16 protein-coding genes are annotated in these 21,912 nt (G+C 37.0%); 11 read left to right on the forward strand and 5 right to left on the reverse strand.

Annotation, left to right across the window (positions count from 1 at the left end):
* Positions 1–17 precede the first annotated feature (17 nt).
* A complete protein-coding gene (locus tag HQN86_RS18945; RefSeq protein ID WP_172662463.1) occupies positions 18–416 on the forward strand; it encodes a nuclear transport factor 2 family protein in 399 nt (132 codons plus the stop codon).
* 36 nt (positions 417–452) lie between these two features.
* Here the strand turns inward: HQN86_RS18945 and HQN86_RS18950 are convergent, their stop codons facing one another.
* Positions 453–1,361: an SMP-30/gluconolactonase/LRE family protein gene (locus HQN86_RS18950; RefSeq protein ID WP_172662464.1), complete on the reverse strand. Its 909-nt coding sequence runs from the start codon at positions 1,359–1,361 to the stop codon at positions 453–455.
* A gap of 107 nt (positions 1,362–1,468) precedes the next feature.
* On the opposite strand from HQN86_RS18950, the gene HQN86_RS18955 reads away from it, so the two are divergent.
* Both HQN86_RS18955 and HQN86_RS18960 read left to right on the forward strand, forming a co-directional pair.
* The gene (locus tag HQN86_RS18955; protein ID WP_172662465.1) at positions 1,469–2,086 is read left to right on the forward strand and encodes an FMN-binding negative transcriptional regulator; all 618 of its coding nucleotides are present in this window, start codon (positions 1,469–1,471) and stop codon (positions 2,084–2,086) included.
* Positions 2,087–2,132: 46 nt separating this feature from the next.
* The gene (locus HQN86_RS18960; protein WP_172662466.1) at positions 2,133–4,091 is read left to right on the forward strand and encodes a sensor histidine kinase; all 1,959 of its coding nucleotides are present in this window, start codon (positions 2,133–2,135) and stop codon (positions 4,089–4,091) included.
* 62 nt (positions 4,092–4,153) lie between these two features.
* Here the strand turns inward: HQN86_RS18960 and HQN86_RS18965 are convergent, their stop codons facing one another.
* A complete protein-coding gene (locus HQN86_RS18965; protein ID WP_172662467.1) occupies positions 4,154–4,564 on the reverse strand; it encodes a hypothetical protein in 411 nt (136 codons plus the stop codon).
* 148 nt (positions 4,565–4,712) lie between these two features.
* On the opposite strand from HQN86_RS18965, the gene HQN86_RS18970 reads away from it, so the two are divergent.
* Positions 4,713–5,357 carry a response regulator transcription factor gene (locus HQN86_RS18970; RefSeq protein WP_172662468.1) on the forward strand — a complete coding sequence of 215 codons (645 nt, stop codon included), beginning with the start codon at positions 4,713–4,715 and terminating at the stop codon, positions 5,355–5,357.
* Here HQN86_RS18970 and HQN86_RS18975 read toward each other — a convergent pair.
* Complete coding sequence (locus HQN86_RS18975) at positions 5,347–7,257, reverse strand: glycoside hydrolase family 172 protein (RefSeq protein ID WP_172662469.1); 1,911 nt, start codon at positions 7,255–7,257, stop codon at positions 5,347–5,349. The two genes, HQN86_RS18970 and HQN86_RS18975, sit on opposite strands and share 11 nt — an antisense overlap.
* Positions 7,258–7,379: 122 nt before the next feature.
* On the opposite strand from HQN86_RS18975, the gene HQN86_RS18980 reads away from it, so the two are divergent.
* A complete protein-coding gene (locus HQN86_RS18980; RefSeq protein ID WP_172662470.1) occupies positions 7,380–7,691 on the forward strand; it encodes a hypothetical protein in 312 nt (103 codons plus the stop codon).
* Positions 7,692–7,697: 6 nt separating this feature from the next.
* Here HQN86_RS18980 and HQN86_RS18985 read toward each other — a convergent pair whose 3' ends face one another.
* Positions 7,698–8,567: an AraC family transcriptional regulator gene (locus HQN86_RS18985; RefSeq protein WP_172662471.1), complete on the reverse strand. Its 870-nt coding sequence runs from the start codon at positions 8,565–8,567 to the stop codon at positions 7,698–7,700.
* A 142-nt stretch (positions 8,568–8,709) separates the two neighbouring features.
* Between HQN86_RS18985 and HQN86_RS18990 the strand changes: the two genes are divergently transcribed.
* Both HQN86_RS18990 and HQN86_RS18995 read left to right on the forward strand, forming a co-directional pair.
* Positions 8,710–9,753 carry an aldo/keto reductase gene (locus HQN86_RS18990; RefSeq protein WP_172662472.1) on the forward strand — a complete coding sequence of 348 codons (1,044 nt, stop codon included), beginning with the start codon at positions 8,710–8,712 and terminating at the stop codon, positions 9,751–9,753.
* Complete coding sequence (locus HQN86_RS18995; RefSeq protein ID WP_172662473.1) at positions 9,750–10,763, forward strand: zinc-binding alcohol dehydrogenase family protein; 1,014 nt, start codon at positions 9,750–9,752, stop codon at positions 10,761–10,763. The genes HQN86_RS18990 and HQN86_RS18995 overlap by 4 nt, the downstream gene beginning before the upstream one ends.
* Before the next feature lie 33 nt (positions 10,764–10,796).
* On the opposite strand, the gene HQN86_RS19000 is transcribed toward HQN86_RS18995, so the two are convergent.
* Positions 10,797–11,846: an alpha-L-fucosidase gene (locus tag HQN86_RS19000; RefSeq protein WP_172662474.1), complete on the reverse strand. Its 1,050-nt coding sequence runs from the start codon at positions 11,844–11,846 to the stop codon at positions 10,797–10,799.
* Positions 11,847–12,455: 609 nt separating this feature from the next.
* Between HQN86_RS19000 and HQN86_RS19005 the strand changes: the two genes are divergently transcribed.
* The 4 genes from HQN86_RS19005 to HQN86_RS19020 all read left to right on the forward strand — a co-directional run bounded on the left by HQN86_RS19005 (position 12,456) and on the right by HQN86_RS19020 (position 21,910).
* Positions 12,456–15,776, forward strand: a complete 3,321-nt coding sequence (locus tag HQN86_RS19005; RefSeq protein ID WP_172662475.1) for a VCBS repeat-containing protein — start codon at positions 12,456–12,458, stop codon at positions 15,774–15,776.
* A 16-nt stretch (positions 15,777–15,792) separates the two neighbouring features.
* Positions 15,793–17,112, forward strand: a complete 1,320-nt coding sequence (locus tag HQN86_RS19010; RefSeq protein ID WP_172662476.1) for a vanadium-dependent haloperoxidase — start codon at positions 15,793–15,795, stop codon at positions 17,110–17,112.
* 42 nt (positions 17,113–17,154) lie between these two features.
* On the forward strand, positions 17,155–18,249 hold the full coding sequence (locus tag HQN86_RS19015; RefSeq protein WP_172662477.1) for a hypothetical protein: 1,095 nt from the start codon (positions 17,155–17,157) through the stop codon (positions 18,247–18,249).
* Positions 18,250–18,364: 115 nt separating this feature from the next.
* Positions 18,365–21,910, forward strand: coding sequence for a PVC-type heme-binding CxxCH protein (locus tag HQN86_RS19020; protein WP_172662478.1), 3,546 nt, complete (start codon positions 18,365–18,367; stop codon positions 21,908–21,910).
* Positions 21,911–21,912 lie beyond the last annotated feature (2 nt).

Here is a 21,912-nt window from a genome sequence, read left to right on the forward strand (position 1 = left end):
ATTTAAAATCAAAGAACATGGAAAATCAAGCGATGAATGTAGTTACAGAATTTTTAACTGCAGTGCAAAAAGGAAATACAGCGAAATTAGGGGCATTGTTGCATCCGGAAGTAAAATGGTCGCAACCCGGAGATAATGTGGTTTCAGGATTTAAAAGCAATGCTGACGAGGTATTTCAAATGGTTGGTCAAATGTTTGAGCTATCCTCTAACACATTGGCTTTAACACAAATAAAAGTGCTTGCCGAAAATGGAAACAGTATTGCTTGTCTTGTTCATTGGAAGGCCATACGCCCAAACGGTCAGGTTTTGGATATAGACAATATTGATGTGTATACTGTAGGGAACGGTTTAATCAATAATGTTGTGGTTTACTCAGAGGATATTGATGTTGAGAATGAGTTTTGGAGAAGGTAATTCGGTATTTATGACTTTTGAGTAAGAGAGGGTGGATTATTCCACCCCTTTAACTTTCATTGGTAGCGTATATATGGTTTTGCGAGCAGTAATGAATAATATGCTCCTGTCCTTCCCTGCAAAACACACGTTACTTGGCCCGTCCTTTATCTTTAATTCGGCAATGAGCTCTCCTGCAGGATTGTATATGAAAACACCTTGTCCTAAAGTAAGATAAACATTGCCTTTTTCATCGAGTGTCATACCGTCAGATCCCTTATTAATGATCAATTGTTTTCCGGTTAGTTCACCATTTTTTTCGATAGCATATTTGTAAGTCTTTCCTGCATTAATATCCGATACATATAGATATTTGCCATCTGGTGTGCCAACAATTCCATTTGGTTTTACCAGGCCATCGGCGGCTATTTTTGGCTTTTTGCTGCCTTTTGCAAGGTAATAGACATCGTCACTTTTAAGATCTGGTGAAGTTCTTGTCCAGTAATCACGTTGATAATATGGATCTGTGAAATACATATCCCCGTTTGGATGAATCCAAATATCATTTGGTCCGTTAAATTGTTTGCCATCCAGGTCATTCATGATAACCTTTACTTTTCCTGATGGGCTTATTGACCATAATTGACCTTTTTCATCAGCACAGGTAATCAGGTTTCCTTTTTTGTCGAAGTATGTACCATTGGCTCTACCAGCTTTATCAAGAAAAATGGAAAGGTTCCCGTCAGTACTGTATTTCCATATTTTATCATTGGGTTGATCTGTGAAAAACACATTTCCATTTTTATCAACAGAGCAACCCTCCGTAAAACTAAAATCAGATGATATAAGTTTAGCATCGTCTGCCGCAAATAGATTACTTGGATGTGAGGTTAAGTTTTGTGCGAATAAATAAGGTGATGAAACGGAGAGGAGAATGGCAAGGATACTAAGACGTTTAATTTTCATGTTCATTTGGTTTGTGTGTTGATAAAATGTACAAGATAATGAAATGTGCTGAAATAATATGACCGTGGAGTAAAATGTATAAATTTGAGACCATTTACCATTACCATATGTATATATCTAAGCAAAATCTGACAACAGATGAAAATGAAATCATTGAATTTATTACCCAATATAGCTTTGCTGCTATTGTAACCTCGAACAACGATCGTCCTAATGCGAGCCATTTACCTTTTGTAATAGAGAAAAGAGGAGATAAAACTATTTTGATAGGCCATTTTGCAAAAGCTAATCCGCAATGGAAAGAGTTATTGAATAATGAGGTGCTGGTGGTGTTTTCAGAGCCACATGCGTATATCTCGCCGAAGCTTTATGATAAAGAGTTAAATGTGCCTACCTGGAATTACATAGCGGTCCACGCTTATGGCAAAGCACGTATTCTAAGTGAAACCACCCATATGCTTGAAGTTATGGAAAAATCAATAAATGCTTTTGAAGCTGATTATATGACTCAATGGAATAAGCTGCCTGAAGAGTATAAATTGAAAATGCTAAACGGAATTGTGGCTTTTGAAATTGAAGTTTCTTCGTTTGAGGCCAGTAAGAAATTAAGCCAAAATAAAACAAGTGCTGAGCAGCATAGAATTATTGAATCTTTGAGTAGAAGTGAGCATGATGTTGAAAGACAGATTGGGATATATATGAAGAAAGAAATAAAAGATTTATAAGTTTACTTATATCTTTTACCTATTGAATTTTAAAATATTTGTAGAAATGCAAAAAACAAATAAGAATTGGATTTTACTTGTTTTTGGTATAATAATGAACAATTCTTTTGAGACAAACGCTCAACAGATACTACCAATCAACGAAAAATCATATACCGACAGTTTGCAATCCATTTTGCAATCGAAACAATCTGATAGCATCAAAGCCAGAACCAGCTATTTATTATCGGATTATTGGCGATCAAAAGATACCGTTAAGAGTAAAGAATATTTAATAAAAGGGAAGGCAATGGGAAGTAAATATCCATTGGTTAAGGCGCTTTACCCATTTTATGAAGGTCAGTATTACTTTACACGTAATACTTCAAAAGCCGCTGAGGCTTTTATGAATGCCGAGAAAGAATTAGCTGCTTTTAAAGATAAAGAAGTTTACAAGTTCAGATCTGCAGCATGGTATAATTATGCCATAATGAAGAAAACTGAAAAGGGCGATGCTTTTGTAATTGATATCGCAATTAACAAAGCAATACCCTTGTCTGAAAAAGCAGGTGATGCTGAAAAAACCGCCCACTATTATTCGCAATTGGGTACGCTATTAATGTATAATGGCCAGTTTGAAAAAGCTGAAATTTATAATAATAAAGCAATTAGCTTATTGGAAAGTAAATATCCAAATTCATCAATTTTACTGCACGCTTATTTAGCTGCAACCAGCAATTACTGTTATCAGGAGAAAAAAACTGAAGCAAAAAAAGTACTTGACAAGGCAGGTGAAATGTTGAAGGGATACCCCAAATCCATTAACTATCCGAATTATTATTATAACGAAGCAATTTACCTAACCTTAACAAACCAGTTTGACAAGGCGCTGATGAGTCTTGACAAAGGTATACCGTTAGCAAAAGAATACAACCAGACTATGCTTTGGCAGATGCTTGTTTTCAGGAAATATGAGGTATTTGTTAGATTAAAAGAATTTAAGAAAGCTAAAGAGGTTTTATTAGGGCTATTGAGGGAAGGCCCGCTTGCGGCGGATGTAAACAGTAGAAAAGCTATTTACGATCAGTTGGCTAAAACCAACGCAAGCATGGGACTAATGGAAGAGGCTTATAAATGGTCTACTGCTTATAGCAAAACAAGTGACAGTCTGAATGATAGTAAACTAAAGGAAAATATTAATGCCCTGGAGGCTAAATTCAGAAATGCCGAAAATCAAAAGATGATTACTCAACTCGAAGCCGAAAATCAAAAGGCTGCGTTGTCGGCAAAAAACACCAGGCTTGCCAATTGGTTACTTGGTGGTGCGGTTATATTCCTGATCGCGATTGCAATTTTTATTTTGTACTACTATAGAAATAAAGCAAAGCTAATATCAACCAACGCGATGCTGGAAGGGGAGGAAAGAGAGCGAACAAGAGTAGCAAGGGATTTGCACGACGGCTTAGGAGGGATGCTTGCTGGTGTAAAAATTAACCTTTCCGGCTGGGCAGAGAATCAGGGCGCTAATATTAATAATGTTGAATTAGATCGAATCATTGGTCAACTTGACAACTCTGTGAAAGAACTAAGGCACATAGCCAGAAATATGATGCCCGAAACGCTCTTAAAGTTCGGTTTGGAAACAGCGTTGAAAGATTTGTGTGAGTCGGTAATGACAAACGATATTAAAATCAGCTTCCAGGCTTTAAGTGTTAAAGAGAAGATCTCTACTAAAACGCAGCTCACTATATATAGAATAGTGCAGGAGTTACTATCTAATGCAATTCGCCACGCAAAGGCAAAAAATATTATAGTTCAATGTAGTCAGAATGAGGATTCTTTTTATATAACAATAGAAGATGACGGGACTGGCTTTGATCCGACAATTGCGGGCAGAACAAAAAGCATGGGATTGCTGAATATCAGAAATAGGATAGCCTTGCTTAAAGGAAAAATGAATATAGAATCTATAATTGACGAGGGTACCGTAGTTAATGTGGAATTGAATTCAAGTAGTATAAAATAAAAAATCCATCGCATAATGTTGCGATGGATATACCGAGCGTTTTATTTAGAAATAGTTTTGGCTTAGATAAATGGAAAGGTTACACTGCCGGAAATGATTTCATTTCCAGAAAACACCTCTGATTTAACCACTTTGTCATCCACCAATACTTCAACCTTAACCGTACCTGCAGCATAGGATGTTACTCCAACGTTAGCTCCATCCCCCATATTAACAGTTCTTTTGAATTTTTTTGTAAAAGGAATGGGTGAATCCGACAATACTGTATGACCGCCGGTTTCATTAGTGTAAGAAATGTTTATTTTAGCCAATCCAGAAGTTGTTGTTACCCTGTACTCGATCGTTACTTCTTTGGGGTAACTGCTTGACTGATCAGGACCATCCTTGTCTTTTCCGCATGATGCGAACATGACTACCGCTACTAGCATAGTCACAATTTTAAGCGTCGATTTTTTTAATGATAAAATTTTCATAGGTATTAGATTTAAATTTTCTACCGCAAAAATATTTTATGTTTTCAAGGAAGACAATCCCGTTAAACATGGTTTTTCTTCTACTGGTTTTCTGGTATTTTTTTTGCTTATAAACTGAGTTCCGAAATGATATCTATTTTTAACCGAAATGAATCGAAAAATCTCCCTTGCCATTGTTGATGATCACCCTATTGTTGTCCAAGGCCTCCAAATGATACTTACCAATAATAGTGATATCAATGTAACAGGCTGTTTTACATCAGGCAGCGATTTTATTGAGTTTTTAAAGAACAACGAAGTTGATATAGTATTACTGGACATCATGCTTCCCGACAGTAATGGGATGGATGTATGTAAAGAAATAAAAAGTGTATCTCCTAATACGTGTGTTTTGGCTTTGAGTAATCACAGCGAACGAAGTATAGTAATGCAAATGCTCCAAAATGGAGCAAGCGGGTATTTACTGAAAAATGTTTCAGTGCAAGAATTGACTAATTGTATTTACGAAGCTCTTAATGGAGAAGTGGCCTTTAGCAAGGCTGTAAAAGAAATTCTAGCTCGTCCGTCTGCCAATGATCTGAAAGGAATACCCCAACTCACTAAAAGAGAAAAAGAAGTATTACAACTAATAGCCGAAGGAAAAACAACGGCATTAATGGCGAAACACCTTTTCGTGAGCCCGTTAACAATAGAGACCCACAGAAGAAATCTGCTGCAAAAATTTGAAGTCAAGAATGTGGCTTCATTAATAAAAATTGCAGCAGATCATGGGCTTCTTAAGTCTATTGGTTAGTTTTTTGATGAACTAATATTAGTCTATGTATGTTGACAATAGATTTTTTATCATCACGCTTGAAATGTAAGGTTATCGCATTTTTAAAGTCATCCAGATCAATATCACAGAGATAGGAATTTGGAAAAGATTGGCGTTTCTCCGTATAAAAAGAAATTGGCTCACTTACCAATTTTTGCCTTTGCCATATGGTAATTTCAGCTCCGTCATCAGATTTTTCCATATCAGCATACAATTTGTAATGACCTTTAGGCAGCTCACTAAGATCTATCTTTACTTGTCCGCTACCCGTAGCGTGTAAAATGTTTCCATCTATTTTTACCGCGCCCCCAATAGTATATTGCATTAGTTGAGGATAAACCATAAGCGTGTCGGGTATGTACACCTTGGTTAGTTCCTCGGTTGGTAAAACAAGGTTACTGTTAATTGATTTGTCTGCATAATAGAATGCTACAGAAGTATAATCTCCAGGTTTATTGTTTTTTTCCGGACCATGTTCAATAGTGTGTTTTATTTCTTTTTCAAAAGGCATTTTGTCCGATATAAATAGCCTGTATCCTCCGGTTCTGGCGTATGGCAAAGAATAATCAAGAGAGCCATGAAGTGGTAGGCTCATTTTTCTGTCCCAACGGTCAAGCAAAGCATACCATCCACCATTAAAATAATCTTCCGAGCCTGTTCCATGCATTCTCATCTCACCGTCTATAGTAGTTACATCATCACCCTCAAAGAATAATGTCATTCCCGGATTAAGCCCCTGAGCTTGAAGAATTGTCCCCACATAATGTCCCTTGCCTTTTCCCTCTAAGAATAAATGAGGTGTTTCTGGTTTAGTATTTTTATCCGGATTCCAAAAGGCATAGAATTTACCTTCTTTTGAAGGTTCATATTTGGTGTCTTCCACGTAAACATCTGCCTCAATATTTATCGGGGTTGATGCTGTTCCAGGAGTACCCTGAAGTTGTAAAAGTTCTATTTTTGCCTTTTTAGTAAAGGGCATCGGGAAGTAGCAGTAATTGGTATTGTCAGCCGAGCCCAGTAGCAGACTTTGCATAGACTCTTTGCCAAAGGCATAACCAAAGAAATCTGCCACAGGCATAAATATTGCCGGTTGTTCATCGTCCCAGCTCATCTTAATTAACACATTTTTATTTAGACCTCTAAAAGAATCGGCATGATGCAATTTTATACCAGTTATTCTTCCTCCTTCATTTATATCTGCAATGGTAACTGATTTGGAGGGGGTTAATATACTTTCAGTATGGATCGGTTTGCTATTTAGCTTAGCCACTTTGTTCCAATCATCACCAAGCGTAGTTAATACAAGTTTTTCCTGTTCATTAAGTTCAGAACTAAAATTTCTAATCTGGTAATTCTTGGGATAGCTTCTATATTGAATTTGATAGAATTCCATCTTTTTACCTCCCGAAACGATTTTGCAGCCATTCTTGAATGAGATTGGAAAATAACAAAAATAGCCGCCAAGTTCATTGCCTGTTAATGGCGAAATAAAAGGAAATACTTTGCCTGAGAAAAGATCTGAAAAACGAATTGAAAAGTTAGGTTTTGCTGATCCTCCGAAATAAAAATCAAGCATATCATTATTCGGTGTTGGCGTCCAGATCCTATTGATTACCCCGTTTCCTTTAGCTTCAAATATCACTAATGAGCTATCCGCATTTTTGCGTATAAAAGAATATTTGCCGCTAAACCCATCATCATTGTTTCCTGTGGTATCGTAAGAGGAGACCTGCTTTACTTTGGTATCCTTCCAATATTTAGGCAGGTCTTGTATCAAGCGTAATTTATTTAACTCAGTTGTTGTGTTTATTTGGTTGTTTTGGGCTATGGCATTAAGGGTTAAACCACTTACCAGTAAGCATAGATAGGCTCTTTTCATCCGCTTAATTTAATTATTTTCATCAATAATTTCTAAAAATTACATCAAGAGAACACTTAAATGTAGATACCAATGTTAATATTCTTATATTTGCTAATATTTGTAGTATTTCAATTATTGTTATGACCGTTACTGTACTTCCAATTATAGAACCAGAATCTATTCCTGCTGCGCCGCTTGCTAAAGTTATGAATGAAAGATTACGTCGTTTGGCTACCGAGTTAAAAGAAATACACCTTATAGAATTGGAATCTGTTGAACCTCTGTTTGAAGATCTGGTAATCTATATAGGTTATAATAATAAATATGGAATCCGTTGGAAAATAGTAAACGACGTTCCCTTGAAGATAGAAACCATTGTGGCTGATCAATGCGCATTGCTAGGCTATATTAAATGGAAAACGGCAACACTTAATAGTTTCCATGGAAGATAGTATCCGCTAAGTTAACATATGGGTTTGACGATAAAGCTTTGGAGTCTTTCCCGTGATCATTTTAAAACTTTTGTGAAAAGAAGCAAAATTGTTAAAGCCCGACTCAAAGCATATCTGCTTAATATCCATTTTGTTTTCAAGAATTAACTTGCAGGAATAGCCAATTCTTATATCTACAAGGAATTTTGAAAAAGTCTTACCGGTTCGGGTTTTAAAATAACGGCAAAAGGAATTTGGAACTAAGTCTGCAACAGAAGCTATTTCTTCCAACTGAATTTTTTTCTTGAAATTATTTAGCGCAAAATTGTAAATGTTATTCATTCGTTCATTTTCAGATGCACTATAATCGTATTTAAAACCTATAGAAGAAAGCAGCGCAATTTGAGGAAGGTTTGCTATTGCCATTAAACATTCAAGAAGCGTTATTATTTTAGTTATGCCATCGCTTTGATATATTTTCTCAATATATGCAGCTATTTCTAAGGCATTTTTTTCCTGTATGAGAATCCCTCTCTTGGCCTTTTCGAGAATGTTTTTAATGGGCTTGGTTTCAGGAAGATGTAGAAATCGTTCGCCAATAAAGGCATCGTAAAAATGAATTACCGTAGAATATGGTTCTTTTGATCCGGCATCGTCAAAATAAGGGGAGTCATATTTCCAGTAATGAGGTAAATCGCTTCCCACCAAAACAATATCTCCAGGCGCAAATCTCTTAATGTTATCACCCACAAACTGAGTGCCCGTGCCCTTATGAAAGCAGATCAATTCTATTTCAGTATGGTAATGCCATCTGTTATTGATATTTGGAATCATGTCTTTTCTTACACTAAAAGAATGATCTGCACTGTTCGGAATAGTTAGGTGTTGCGGTTTCATCTCTTACTATTATAGCCAAAATATACTTCAAAAAAATATTTTAATACTATTTATGTTAAAATAACTTAATAAATGGATAAACACATCATATTTTATGTTTTAAAACACGCTTCCTTTATATTATCAATTACAAAACTATTGGATGTTATCTGTAAAAAAAGAACAAATCAAGAAAAATGGCGGAGAACTGCCACCAATAATTTTTGGTACAAGTAGTTTAGGGAATTTGTATCAGTCCCTAAGCTATGAAACCAAGCGGAATATAATAAAGGAATGTATTGAGCATTCTTTTGGAAAAGCTTTGTTCGATACGGCCGGTAAGTATGGAGCCGGTTTGGCGTTGGAAGTTTTGGGTAAGAGTTTGGCAGATTTACATGTTCACCCAGATGATGTAGTGATATGCAATAAGCTGGGGTGGTATCAAACCGAATTGCTAACTCCAGAACCCACCTTTGAAAAAGACATTTGGTTTGACTTGAAAAATGATGCTGTTCAGCAAATTAGTTATGATGGTATTATGAAATGTTTTGATCAGGGAAATAGTTTGCTAGGTATTTATTCGGCAAAAATGGTTTCTGTTCATGATCCTGATGAGTATTTAGCTGCGGCAAAAGATGAGATAGAGGAGGAACAAAAGTATCAGGATATTCTTGAAGCATATAGGGCACTTGCCGAATTAAAAAGGCAGGAATTAGTAACTTCAATTGGTATTGGAGCTAAGAACTGGAAGGTAATTGAGCGTGTTGTTGCTGATGTAGAGTTGGATTGGGTAATGATTGCCAATAGCTTAACAGTAAAGTCACATCCAGAAGATTTAGTCAGATTTATTGCTAATTTAAAGGAGAAGAATATTGTAGTTATTAATTCGGCCGTATTTAATGGGGGATTCTTAATAGGGAGTGATTTTTACAATTATCAAAAAGTAAACAAACACACTGTAGAAGGTGAAGCACTTTACCAATGGAGAAGCAATTTTTTTGCCTTATGTAGTAAATTTAATGTTAAACCTGCCGAGGTGTGTTTTGATTTTGGATTTAACATACCGGGGGTAAGCAGCATCGCCTTAAATACAACCCGTCCAGAGAAAATAAAAGAAAATATAATGATGGTAAATAAGAAAATTCCGCAAGCTTTTTGGAAAGCTATGCAAGAGGAACAGTTGATATCGATACCTTTAAATAAATGAAAGCATTAGTTTGTAATACACCAGGAGAGTTTGAATATATAGATAAAGTATCACCAGAGCTTATAGAAGGCTATACTAAGTTGAGGATTAAAGCAATAGGTATTTGTGGTACAGATTATCATGCTTATCAAGGTGTCCAGCCTTTTTTTAATTATCCTAGAATACTGGGGCACGAAATTGCAGCCGAAATTGCTGAAACTTCAGGGAAAAGTTTATTTAACAAAGGAGATAAGGTTACAATAAGCCCATATTTTTATTGTGGTGAATGTATTGCCTGTCGCAACGGAAAGACCAATTGCTGTGAAACAATGAAGGTCTGCGGTGTGCATATAGATGGCGCAATGAGTGAATACATTCTTGTTCCTGATTATGCCTTGGTAGCAGGTGAAGGTTTGAGTGAAGATGAACTGGTATTGGTGGAGCCACTAGCCATTGGCGCTCATGGAATCAGAAGAGCAGGCGTTAAACCTGGGGAATTTGTTCTGGTTGTAGGTGCCGGGCCTATAGGTTTAGGAACTATGGATTTTGCCAGGATAGCCGGAGCAGAGGTAATTGCTTTGGATACCAACATGCAGCGTTTGGAATTTTGCAGAGATAAGCTGGGAGTAAAGCATGTTATAAATGCCGTGTCTGACGATGTTTTTGAACGATTAAAATCAATTACAAATGGTGATATGCCTACGGTTGTAATTGATTGTACAGGAAATTTGAAAGCTATAAATAATGCATTTCAGTATATGGCCCATGGCGCTCGTTTTGTTTTGATAGGCTTACAAAAACAGGAAATAAGTTTTAGTCACCCCGAATTTCATAAAAGGGAAGCAACACTATTAAGTAGCCGCAATGCACTGCCAGTTGATTTTGAGCATGTGATTTCGTGCATAAAAAATGGGCAGATAAAGCCATTAAATTATATCACGCACAAACTGAAATTTGAAGAAGTGAAAGATAGGTTTTCAGACCTTATCGCTTTTGAAAACGGCTTGGTAAAAGCCGTGATCGTATTCTGACAGCAGGATACGGAAAACCTATCTGGGAAATGCCTATTTAGAAATTAGCTTTTTTAATTCCATCAATAGTTCAATATCTTTTTGCCTTATTTTTCCTTCTCTATTGGGAGGTGTGTTTAAAATTAAGATATTATTTTGGGCAGTAGTTATTTTATAATCCTCAACCAGTTTGTCTATAGACTTGTAAGTAGTGTCTTTGGTGTTATAAAACCACTTTGAACTTATGCATATGGTGGATTCCCAGGGCATATAGTAATTCTCATTATTGTGAGAGAATATTTTTGGATCAGGCGTTGCAGGGAGGTATGGGTCACCTAGTCTAAAATCGCTTGGGAAGTATCTGATAGGATAGCCTTCTTTTTGCTGAGCAGGTAAAACCATGTGCTGATCAGGATTTCCAGGTGCACCTATAGACCAGTTAATTCCTATTTGGCATTGGGGTTCTTTAGATTTTATTGCTTTATAGATCTCAGCAGCAGGCCATCTGTTGTTTTGTTTTACCCAGCCTCCATCAAACCAAAACTCTACAACTTTAGTTTTGGACTTCTGAGTTATAGCAATTAACTCGTTAATTTGATTTACCATAAAATCATTATACGCTTTGTCCAGAGTTGTCTCCTCGGTTTTCGCATTCTCATGTCTGTCCCATAAAGAGTAATATAATCCTAAACCTATATCGTACTTTTTGCATGCTTTTGCAACGGCTTCTATTACGTTAGTCTTGTTGGCAGAACTATTTACATCATAGGTGGTATACTTACTGTCCCAAAGGCAAAACCCGTCATGATGTTTAGTAATAAGTATTACATATTTCATCCCGGCATCTTTAGCTGTTTTAACCCATTGTTCTGCATCAATTGCAGATGGATTATAAGATGTTGGCGGTAATGTTCCGTCGGTCCATTCTTCATCATGGAAAGTGTTGATGCCGAAATGAATAAACATTCCGTATTTACGATTTATTTGTTCTAATTGGTATTTGCCAGGTTTTGAAGAGGGAGTGGGCTTTGTAATACCTTCCTGGGCTAGAGATAATTTTACTATTGCAAGCAATACTAAGGAAAATAAGATGTGTTTTTTCATTTAGTGGTTTAGGTTTTGGTTCATTTTGATGATTCACCAGCGCTGATAATATTAAGCCTGATGAATCGAAAGGTAAGGAAGTAATTTCGCAAATCAGATCTTTTATCGCCACTTAAAACTGCGCAAACGTTTGTGTATAATGTGTTTAAATGCTTATTCCGCTCTTTTTTCTTCGGTTTTAGGATATTGAACCTGGTCTGGAATTATGGTATTCAACCGGATGTTAATTAAAAGTTAATATTTGTGTGTTGTGAAATTTAATTTAATCATCTTCATGCAGAAATCCAGCCTGTCTAAGCTTCCGTTTACTTTAAATTATTAATGAATAAATTATTTTAGATTGTGATTATTGTGTTACGTTATTTTAATTGTCTATTTATCAGTTGTTTAAAACAAAGTATTAATTTTATTACAAAGTAATATATAAATGTTATAACTTTATTAATGCTATATCGATTTTCCTTTATACTCACAAGAATATGTTAGTGTAAGTTAACTTTGTTAAGCAGAAAACCAAACTAACCAAATTATAACCATGTGTAATTGTATGAAATTTTATGTGCCTTTGGCATGTTCAGGCATTTTGTGGTGCACTTTGATAACGAAAGTATGAAGAGACTTTACTATCCAATTATTTTTATTTTAATGTTTTCGGCTTGTAAGCAATCCACAAAAGATGCAGCAAATGCAGTCGCCGAAAATCCTTTGTTTAAATTGTTGGATTCTGCACAAACCAATATTCTTTTTGCAAATAATATCAAAGAAACCTTCGAACGAAATGTTTTTAACTACCCGGCTTTTTATAATGGCTCTGGTGTTTCTATAGGAGATTTAAATAATGATGGACTGGAGGATATCTATTTTTCCGGTAACATGACATCGAATAAACTCTACCTGAACAGGGGTAATATGAAGTTTGAGGATGTGACAGCTATCGCTGACGTTACAGGTAGAACAGAGGGATGGAAAAACGGAGTCAATATGGCCGATGTTAATGGCGACGGGTTGTTGGACATCTATATATGTTATTCAGGTAAATATCCTGGCGAGAACAGAAAAAATCAACTGTTTATTAATAAAGGGCTAACAGAAAAGGGCATTCCTCAATTTAAAGAAGAGGCCGAAATCTACGGAGTGGCAGATTCTTCTTACAGTACACAATCCTATTTTTTTGATTACGATAAAGATGGGGATCTTGACATGTTACTGGTAAATGAGAACATTAGGGTACTTACCGAGCTTGATGATATTACTATTCAGGAACTTCAAAAAACTCCAGATAGCTTGTCTGGAACCAAATTGTTTAGAAACGAAGGAGGGCATTTTAAAGATGTTACCCTTAAGGCAGGCTTACATAGTTCAGTATTGTCATATGGATTGGCCGCGGCTACCTCGGACGTAAATGGAGATGGATGGCCAGACATATATGTTTCAAACGACTATTCTATACAAGATCGTTTATATATCAACAATAGAGATGGGACATTCACTGATCAATTGACGTCAAATCTTCGGCATATTTCTATGTATTCAATGGGCAATAATGTTGTGGACATAAATAATGATGGGTTAATGGATATATATACCCTTGATATGATTCCCGAAGATAATCATCGCCAAAAACTGCTCCAGGGATTTGATAACTATGAGTTTTTCGATCTGAATTTACGCAATGGCTTGTATTATCAATATATGCGCAATATGCTTCATATAAACAATGGTAACGGAACATTTAGCGAGGTAGGCCAACTGGCAGGTGTTTCCAATACTGACTGGAGCTGGGCACCTTTATTTGCCGACTTTGATAATGATGGCTGGAAGGATCTTTTTGTAACCAATGGGTACCTTCATGATTTTACCAATATGGACGTGGTAAAATATAATGCCAATTATTTCAACAGCATAAATGGGGATGTTGAACCCCGTCATATTTTAGATATGCTGAGCAAATTGCCGTCTTCTGATGTAAAGAACTATATCTATAAAAATAAAGGTGGTTTTGATTTTGCAAATAAGTGTTTTGATTGGGGGATAGATGTTCCATCAAATAGTAGTGGGGCAGCATATGCTGATCTTGATAATGACGGTGATCTGGATCTGATCATTAATAATATAAATAAACCCGCCTTTATTTATCAGAATCAGGGAGACTCGACCACTCATTATCTTAAAATAAAACTAGCCGGATTAAAACAGAATACCGTAGGTATAGGGGCTAAAGTTACCATCTATTCAGATGGTAAGCTTCAGTCTTTAGAGCAAATGCCTTCCAGGGGTTATTTATCCAGCGTTTCGCCAATCTTACATTTTGGATTAGGTAAGAAAAACACAATTGACTCCATATCAGTGGTTTGGCAAAGTGGTAAAAAACAAGTTTTGGCCAAAGTTAAGGCCGATCAGTTATTGCTGTTAAATGAAAAGGATGCTTTAGGGAATTACACTCCGCCGGGTATAAAACCTGCATTGTTTAAGGAAGTAATATCCCCGGTAGATTTTGTTAAAAGTAAGAATGGCATCAATGACTTCAAACGTCAGCCATTAATGACCAATCCACAATCTTTTGCTGGTCCTTGCATGGCAAAAGGCGATGTAAATAAAGATGGTCTGGAAGATGTTTATGTTGGTGGAAATAAGAATGAACCTGGTGTATTATATATCCAGCAGAAAAATGGCAAGTTTATTAAAAATCAAAAGCCTTTTGAGGGTGATAAGGATAGTGAAGATGCAGACGCAGTATTTTTTGATGCGAACGGTGACGGTTTTACCGATCTGTATGTTGTAAGCGGTGGATATCATGGTTTTAATGTTGCCGATCCATTATTGCAAGATCGCTTGTATATGAATGATGGAAAGGGGAATCTTTTAAAATCAACCGGTACGCTTCCCGAAATGCATGTAAGCAAAAGCTGTGCGCGTGTAGCAGACTTTAACGGAGATGGACATTTAGATGTTTTTGTTGGAGGTCGGGTGATCCCGGGTCTTTATCCCGAAGCCCCAAAGAGTTATCTTTTAATAAACGATGGAAAAGGTCATTTTACAGATCAGTTAAGCCTTATTTGTCCTGAATTAAATCAAGGTGGGATGATTACTGACGCTGCATGGATAGATTTAAACGGTGATAAAAAACCCGATTTGGTTACTGTAGGAGAGTGGATGCCGGTTAATGCATTCATTAATACAAGCGGAAAATTAGTAAATAAAACCAAAAGTTATTTTGATAAAGAATACAGTGGCTGGTGGAATAAACTTCAGGTTGGTGATTTTAACGAAGACGGCAAACCAGATTTAATTGTTGGAAATCTCGGTTTAAATAGTCAATGCAAAGTCAGCGATAAAGAACCTGCAGAAATGTATTATAAAGATTTTGATGGTAATGGTGCCATTGATCCTATTCTATGTTTTTATCTGAAGGGAAAAAGCTTCCCTTATATAACCAGGGATGAATTATTAGATCAAATGAGCATAATGAGGCCACGGTTCTCAAATTATACAAGCTATGCTGATGCGACATTGAAAGATGTATTTACAGCAGATGAATTAAAGGATGCTAAATATTTAAAGGCCAACTGTCTTAAAACTACCTATTTTCAGAGTGGAACCGACGGGCGTTTTCATGAAAGGGATTTACCCGTTGAAGCACAAATGGCTCCGGTTTATACCATTACTTCTATTGATTATGATGCAGATGGTCATAATGACCTGCTATTGTGTGGTAATATGAATCAGGCCCGACTTCGTTTCGGAAAATACGATGCTAATTATGGAGTACTGTTAAAAGGCAATGGTAAGGGTAGTTTTAGCTATATACCTCAGTATATATCCGGATTTAAGTTACAAGGGGATGTTAGAAGTGTAATCGAGATTAACAATACGATTGTCTTTGGTATTAATCAGCAGGGTGCAAAGGCCTATCAGTTAAAAGGAAAATAGAACTATTATTATTTATATGAGAAAACTATTGTTTTTTAGTTTGTGCGTAATATGCTTCGCCGCATGCCGCAACAATGAAAAATCACCGGAGCTTAGTAATAAGGATATTGCTAAAGTCCTGGATGAAATGACTTCACTAATGATCCATGACGTAACAAATCCTCCGCTTGCTGCCCGATTTTTTACTTATGCAAGTCTTTCTGGTTATGAGGTAGTTGTACAAAATGACTCCAATTGTATTTCGATGAAGGGGATATTGAATGACTATCCGGAAATTATTAAGCCATCTGTTCCCGGAAGCTATTCTTATCAGTTAAGCGCAATATTGGCTATGATTGCGACAGCAAAAAAAATGCAGCCATCCGGAAGTTTGTTTGAAAAATATGAGCAATCATTTTTAGACTCCTGTAAAAAAATAGGATTTTCTAACAATGTTATTGAGAATTCTAAATTATATGCACAGCAAGTAAGTAAACAGATATTAGGATATGCCAAGGCAGATAAGTATAACAAGATCAGTAACTATCCCCGCTATACACCTCTAAATATAGAAGGTAGCTGGTATCCAACTCCACCTGCTTATTTCCCACCGGTTGAGCCGTATTTTAATACCATACGTCCGTTTACACTAGATTCCTGCTCTCAATTTAAACCAGCACCTCCTGTCCCTTTTTCTAAGGATAAAAATTCGGCGTTTTATAAATTGATGTTAGGTAATTATGTAGAGGGAGGGGCAGGGCTAACACCAGAACATAGAGCGATAGCCGCATTTTGGGATTGCAATCCTTTTGCATTAAAAAGTGATGGACATTTGTTAACCGGCATGAAGAAGATCTCTCCGGGAGCACACTGGATAGGTATAGCAGGAATTGCATGTAAGCAATCGAAGTTTAGTTTCTCTAAATCTTTAGAAGTATATACCATGGTGTCTGTTGGTTTAACAGATAGCTTCATTAGTTGTTGGGACGAGAAATTCAGAAGTAATAGGATACGACCAGAAACCGCCATTAGGAGCTATATTGATCCCAAATGGAAACCATTGCTACAAACCCCGCCATTTCCGGAATATCTAAGCGGGCATTCTTGTATTTCCGCTACTTCTTCTGTTATACTGACCCACTATTTTGGTGATAATTACCATTATACTGATGATGTTGAAGAGAAATATGGCCTGCCATCCAGAAAATTCACCTCATTTAAAGCGGCTGCAAAAGAAGGAGCAATGAGTAGGTATTGGGGTGGTATCCATTTCATGGATGCTATAGAAAACGGAATGACCACTGGCTTTGGTGTTGGGGAATTGGTCATCTCGAAATTGAAAGCCAAACAATCTTAAAAATAAACCAAACAAACTAAATTTTTAACCTAAAAATCAATTATGAAAAAAATCTTTACCACGCTCGCTATTGTTTTAATCACCGCTAAAGTTTTTTCCCAGGGATGTGTAGCAATCCGAAGCACCGGAGGGATTTGTGCAATGACCGAACATCCTGATAGCTCGCTAACATCTGATGGTGGAAGTTGGGTTTTGAATATCAATACCCGATATTTTATGTCAAATAAGCATTTCAAAGGCGATGTTTATCAAAAAGAGAGGATTAAGGCTGGAAACGAAGTGATCAACCATCAGTTTGCTACTGATCTTTCCCTGATCCGAGTATTCAACAGTCGTTGGTCTGCAATGATAGATGTTCCTATTATCTCCAATGCCAGATCCTCCAAGTATGAGCATAATGCGCCGCCAAATCTTAATGACGAAAGACATAGTATGCACTCATTTGGATTGGGTGACATTAGGGTTGCAGCTTATCGCTGGTTGTTCAATCCTGCAACCAGTCCAAAAGCAAATGTTCAAGTAGGATTGGGGATTAAATTTGCGACAGGTGTTTATGATTATAAGGATTACTGGCAAAATGTTGGTCCTGGTAAAAAACCAGAATTACGTACCGTAGATCAGTCAATTCAATTGGGCGATGGAGGAACAGGTTTAACCCTTGAAATTAATTCATTTGCTAACATAAAAAACAACCTTGGTTTGTATGCTAATGCTTTTTATTTAAGTAATCCACGTCAGAATAATGGAGTAAGAACTTATCGCGAGTTAGTTAGCCCAGCATTGGCTAACGAGGCAATTAGCAGTGTTCCAGATCAGTTTATGGCAAGGTTAGGAGCCAACTATGCTTTGAATAAATTAGTCGTTTCTGCAGGTGGACGAATTGAAGGTATTCCAATTCATGACGTTATTGGTGGAAGTGGAGATTTCCGCAGACCAGGATATGTTATTTCAGTTGAACCAAGTCTTACTTATCAGCTAAGCAAAATAAATATTTATGCTTCGGTACCTGCAGCGGTATACAGAAAAAGAACTCAAAGTGTTACCGACAGGGCGCGCTCAACTGCTACAACATTTGTAAACGGGGATGCAGCCTTTGCGGATTATTCTGTCAATCTGGGAATTTCTTTCAGACTGTAATAATTTGAATAGGAAGCTGTCCATAAAGCACAATCGTGCATTATGGACAGCTTTTTTGTTTCTATGCCTTTGGTAAATGAATATATAATTGTAATTTGAAGCAAACTAAACACAAATGAGACTGAAACAGAGCATTTTAATGCTCTGCCTTCTGCTTGCTTCCTCTGGGTGCAACATGTCAAAAAAGACAAGTCAGAGGAATGTGAAGGGAATAACCGACCCTGATCAAAAGCAGTTTGCAGAGCATATCCGTACCACTGAATTTCAGACACCTGAGCAGGAGCGTGCCGGATTTAAATTACCTCCGGGATTCGAAATTACACTTTATGCATCTGAACCCGACATAGGAAAACCAATAAACATGGAGTTTGATGAAAAAGGTCGGCTATGGGTCACACAGTCATCAGAATATCCAATGGCAGCAGCTCCGGCAAAAGGGCATGATAAAATAACCATACTTGAAGACTCAGATGGAGATGGGAAGGCCGATAAATTCATACCATTTGCAGAAAATCTAAATATACCAATTGGTGTAATACCGGTTCAGAAAGGCGCTATTGCCTTTAGTATCCCAAATATTTACCAGTTTACTGATTTAAATGGAGATTGGAAATCAGATGAAAAAAAAGTAATTCTAGGTGAATTTGGTCACCAGGATACACATGGGATGGTCAATAACTTTATAAGGGGGTTCGACGGATGGATCTATGCTTGCCATGGGTTTACCAATACTTCAACAATTGCAGGTACTGATGGAGATTCCATTACCATGGTTTCAGGAAATACATTTCGTTTTCAGCCTGATGGAAGTAGGGTAGAGCAAACTTCATATGGTAGGGTGAATCCTTTTGGCTATACATTCGATGAATGGGGGTATCTGTATTCAGTTGATTGCCATTCTAAGCCAATTTATCAATTGATTAGAGGAGCGGAATATCCTCATTTTGGTAAGAAGTCGCCAGCCATGGGCTTTGCTCCCGAAATGATGAGTTATGAACTTGGATCAACAGCGTTATCTGGTCTGGTTTATTATTCCGGAGAGCAATTTCCCCAAGAATACCGAAACAGTTTTTATTCAGGAGATGTGGTTACCTGCCGGATCAATAGAAATACAATGTCTTTTACCGGTTCATCACCCGAAGCGAAGCGTCAGGAGGATTTCTTAATCAGTTCCGATCCATGGTTCAGGCCCGTTAACATTAAAACAGGGCCTGATGGTGCTTTATATATTGCCGATTTCTATAACCGTATTATCGGGCATTATGAGGTACCTCTGGACCATCCGCTCAGAGACCGTCAAAGTGGAAGGATCTGGAAAATAACTTATAAAGGCGATAAGAAACATAAAGATAATAAGCTTAAAGATTGGTCAAAAGCCAGCCTTGCTGAATTGATTAAAAACTTAAACCATCCTCAACTTAATCTAAGAATGATGATTGCCAATCAAATTGTTGAAGGGTATGGGGTAAAGGCAGTTGATCAGTTAACCGATAAACTTAAATCATCCAAAACCGATTCAAGGTCCTATGTTCAGACTTTGTGGATTTTGTTTCGTTTAAAGGCTTTACAGGACGGGGTTTTAGATAAGGCACTTAATCATAACGATGCGGTGATTAGAGTGCATGCATTTAGAATACTTGCGGAGAAAACAGCAATTCCATTAAAATATCAGGAAAAGGCATTAAATGCATTAAAGGATACAAGTACACATGTACAGCGTGTTGCGTCAGAGGTGTTGGGTAAATATCCAAAAGCGGTAGCGGTTAAGGCTTTACTGTCGGTTTACGCTGGCGCTGGTGAACAGGATAGTCATTTGAAATATACTGTTCTATTGGCTGTAAGAGATAACTTAAAGAATACTGAAGTAATGAAAAATGTTCTTGCTCAGAACTGGAATGAAGAACAGTTAAAAGTATTGATCAAAGTTATTTTGGATGTGCCGTCTAAAGAGGCTGCACTATTTGCGATGAGATATCTGCAAAACCATAATTTATCACATAAAGAATTGGTTTCTAATTTAGAATATATTGGTCGTTATATGGATGCCGAAAACCTGACGCAACCTATTGAGTTTATCCAGAAAAAGTTTTCTGATGATCTTGATGGGCAGTATGCATTGTTCAATACCATGCAGCAGGGTTTACGGCAACGGGGGGGTAAATTAACACCGTCAATGAAAAGCTGGGGAATCACCCTGGCCCAAAAGTCATTAAAAAACATCTCCGCTACATCTAACCTCTGGAGTAATAAACCACTAGAACAAACCGGCGATCCCATAAATCCTTGGTCAACAATAAATCATGCAATTATTGCAGAATTACCTGCTCTTAAAGTAATCTGGAGCGAGATTAATGGCTATCCTCCAACTGGCATACTTGTTTCACCTGATTTTGCTTTACCCTCATCTTTAGCACTTAGTGTATTTGACAACGATGTACATAACACTGAATCTAAAATAGGTATTTCAAAAAATACTGTTCGAATTCGTCTGGCTAAATCTAAAAAGGTAATTGCCTCTTATCGTGCAGTGTTTAATGCTAAAATGGAAGCTAAAGAACTTATGAAATCTGTAAAGTTCAATTTAGAGCCTTATAAAGGGCAAATGGCATTTCTTGAAGTTGTTGATAGCACTAAGACCGGATCTGTTGGGATTGGGGGATTAATACCTGCAGTTTTAAATATCCCGGATAAAGGGGTGGCGGAAACTGCAGCACGCTATACTTTGGCTGCTGAAATTGTAAGCGATTACAAGGTAAGGGAGCTGGAACCAGAAATGGAAATGTTAGCAAAAGCGCGCTGGGCCGATTACAAGACACGGGCTGCGGCTGCAATGGCTTTGATGAACTTAAACCCTGCCAAGCATAAAGCACTAATCTCAGAGATATTTTTAAGTCTTGATGAGGGGCAGTTGTTGAAAGAAAAAATTGCTCAGGTAATTGGTCAGGATAATTCTGAGAACCGATACGTCTTATTACAAAAAGGTTTTGAGGGAAGTCAACGCAGCTTACAGCTTGCAATTGCAACTATATTGGTCAACTCTGAAAAAGGTATTGATTACCTTTTAACATCTGTTAAACAAGGTGATGTAAAATTCGATCTTTTATCTGAATTGCCAGTAAAAGAGGGGCTTGCTGCAAATATTAGCTCAAAACAACAGAAACAAATAGATCAAATGAGCTTAGGTCAGGCCTCAGAGAGCGAAGCACGGAAACAGCTGATAGCATCCCGATTGTTAGACTTTGATCCTACAACTGTAACTCTAGAATCCGGTAAAGCAATGTTTATGCAGAATTGCAGCATGTGTCACCAGATAAAAGGAAATGGCGGCATGATAGGCCCACAGCTCGATGGTATTGGAAACTGGGGCCAAAAGGCCTTAACAGAAAAGGTATTGGATCCAAATCGCAATATTTCACAAGCCTTTAGAACATATAATATAGTTTTAACAAACGGGAAGGTGTTAACCGGTTTGTATCGCAGAGAAGAGGGTGAAGTATTGGTGTTTGCAAACCCTGGTGGGCAGGAATTTTCCATTCCTAAAAATGAAATTAAAGAAAGAAAACCTTCCAAATATACGCTAATGCCAGATCAATTTAGTAAAACGATTGCCAAAAAGGATTTTGATGCATTGCTTAAATATTTGTTAAGTGTAAAAGAATAGAA

Origin of the sequence: Pedobacter panaciterrae (genome assembly GCF_013204795.1) — a bacterium.
Taxonomy (GTDB): Bacteria; Bacteroidota; Bacteroidia; order Sphingobacteriales; family Sphingobacteriaceae; genus Pedobacter; species Pedobacter panaciterrae.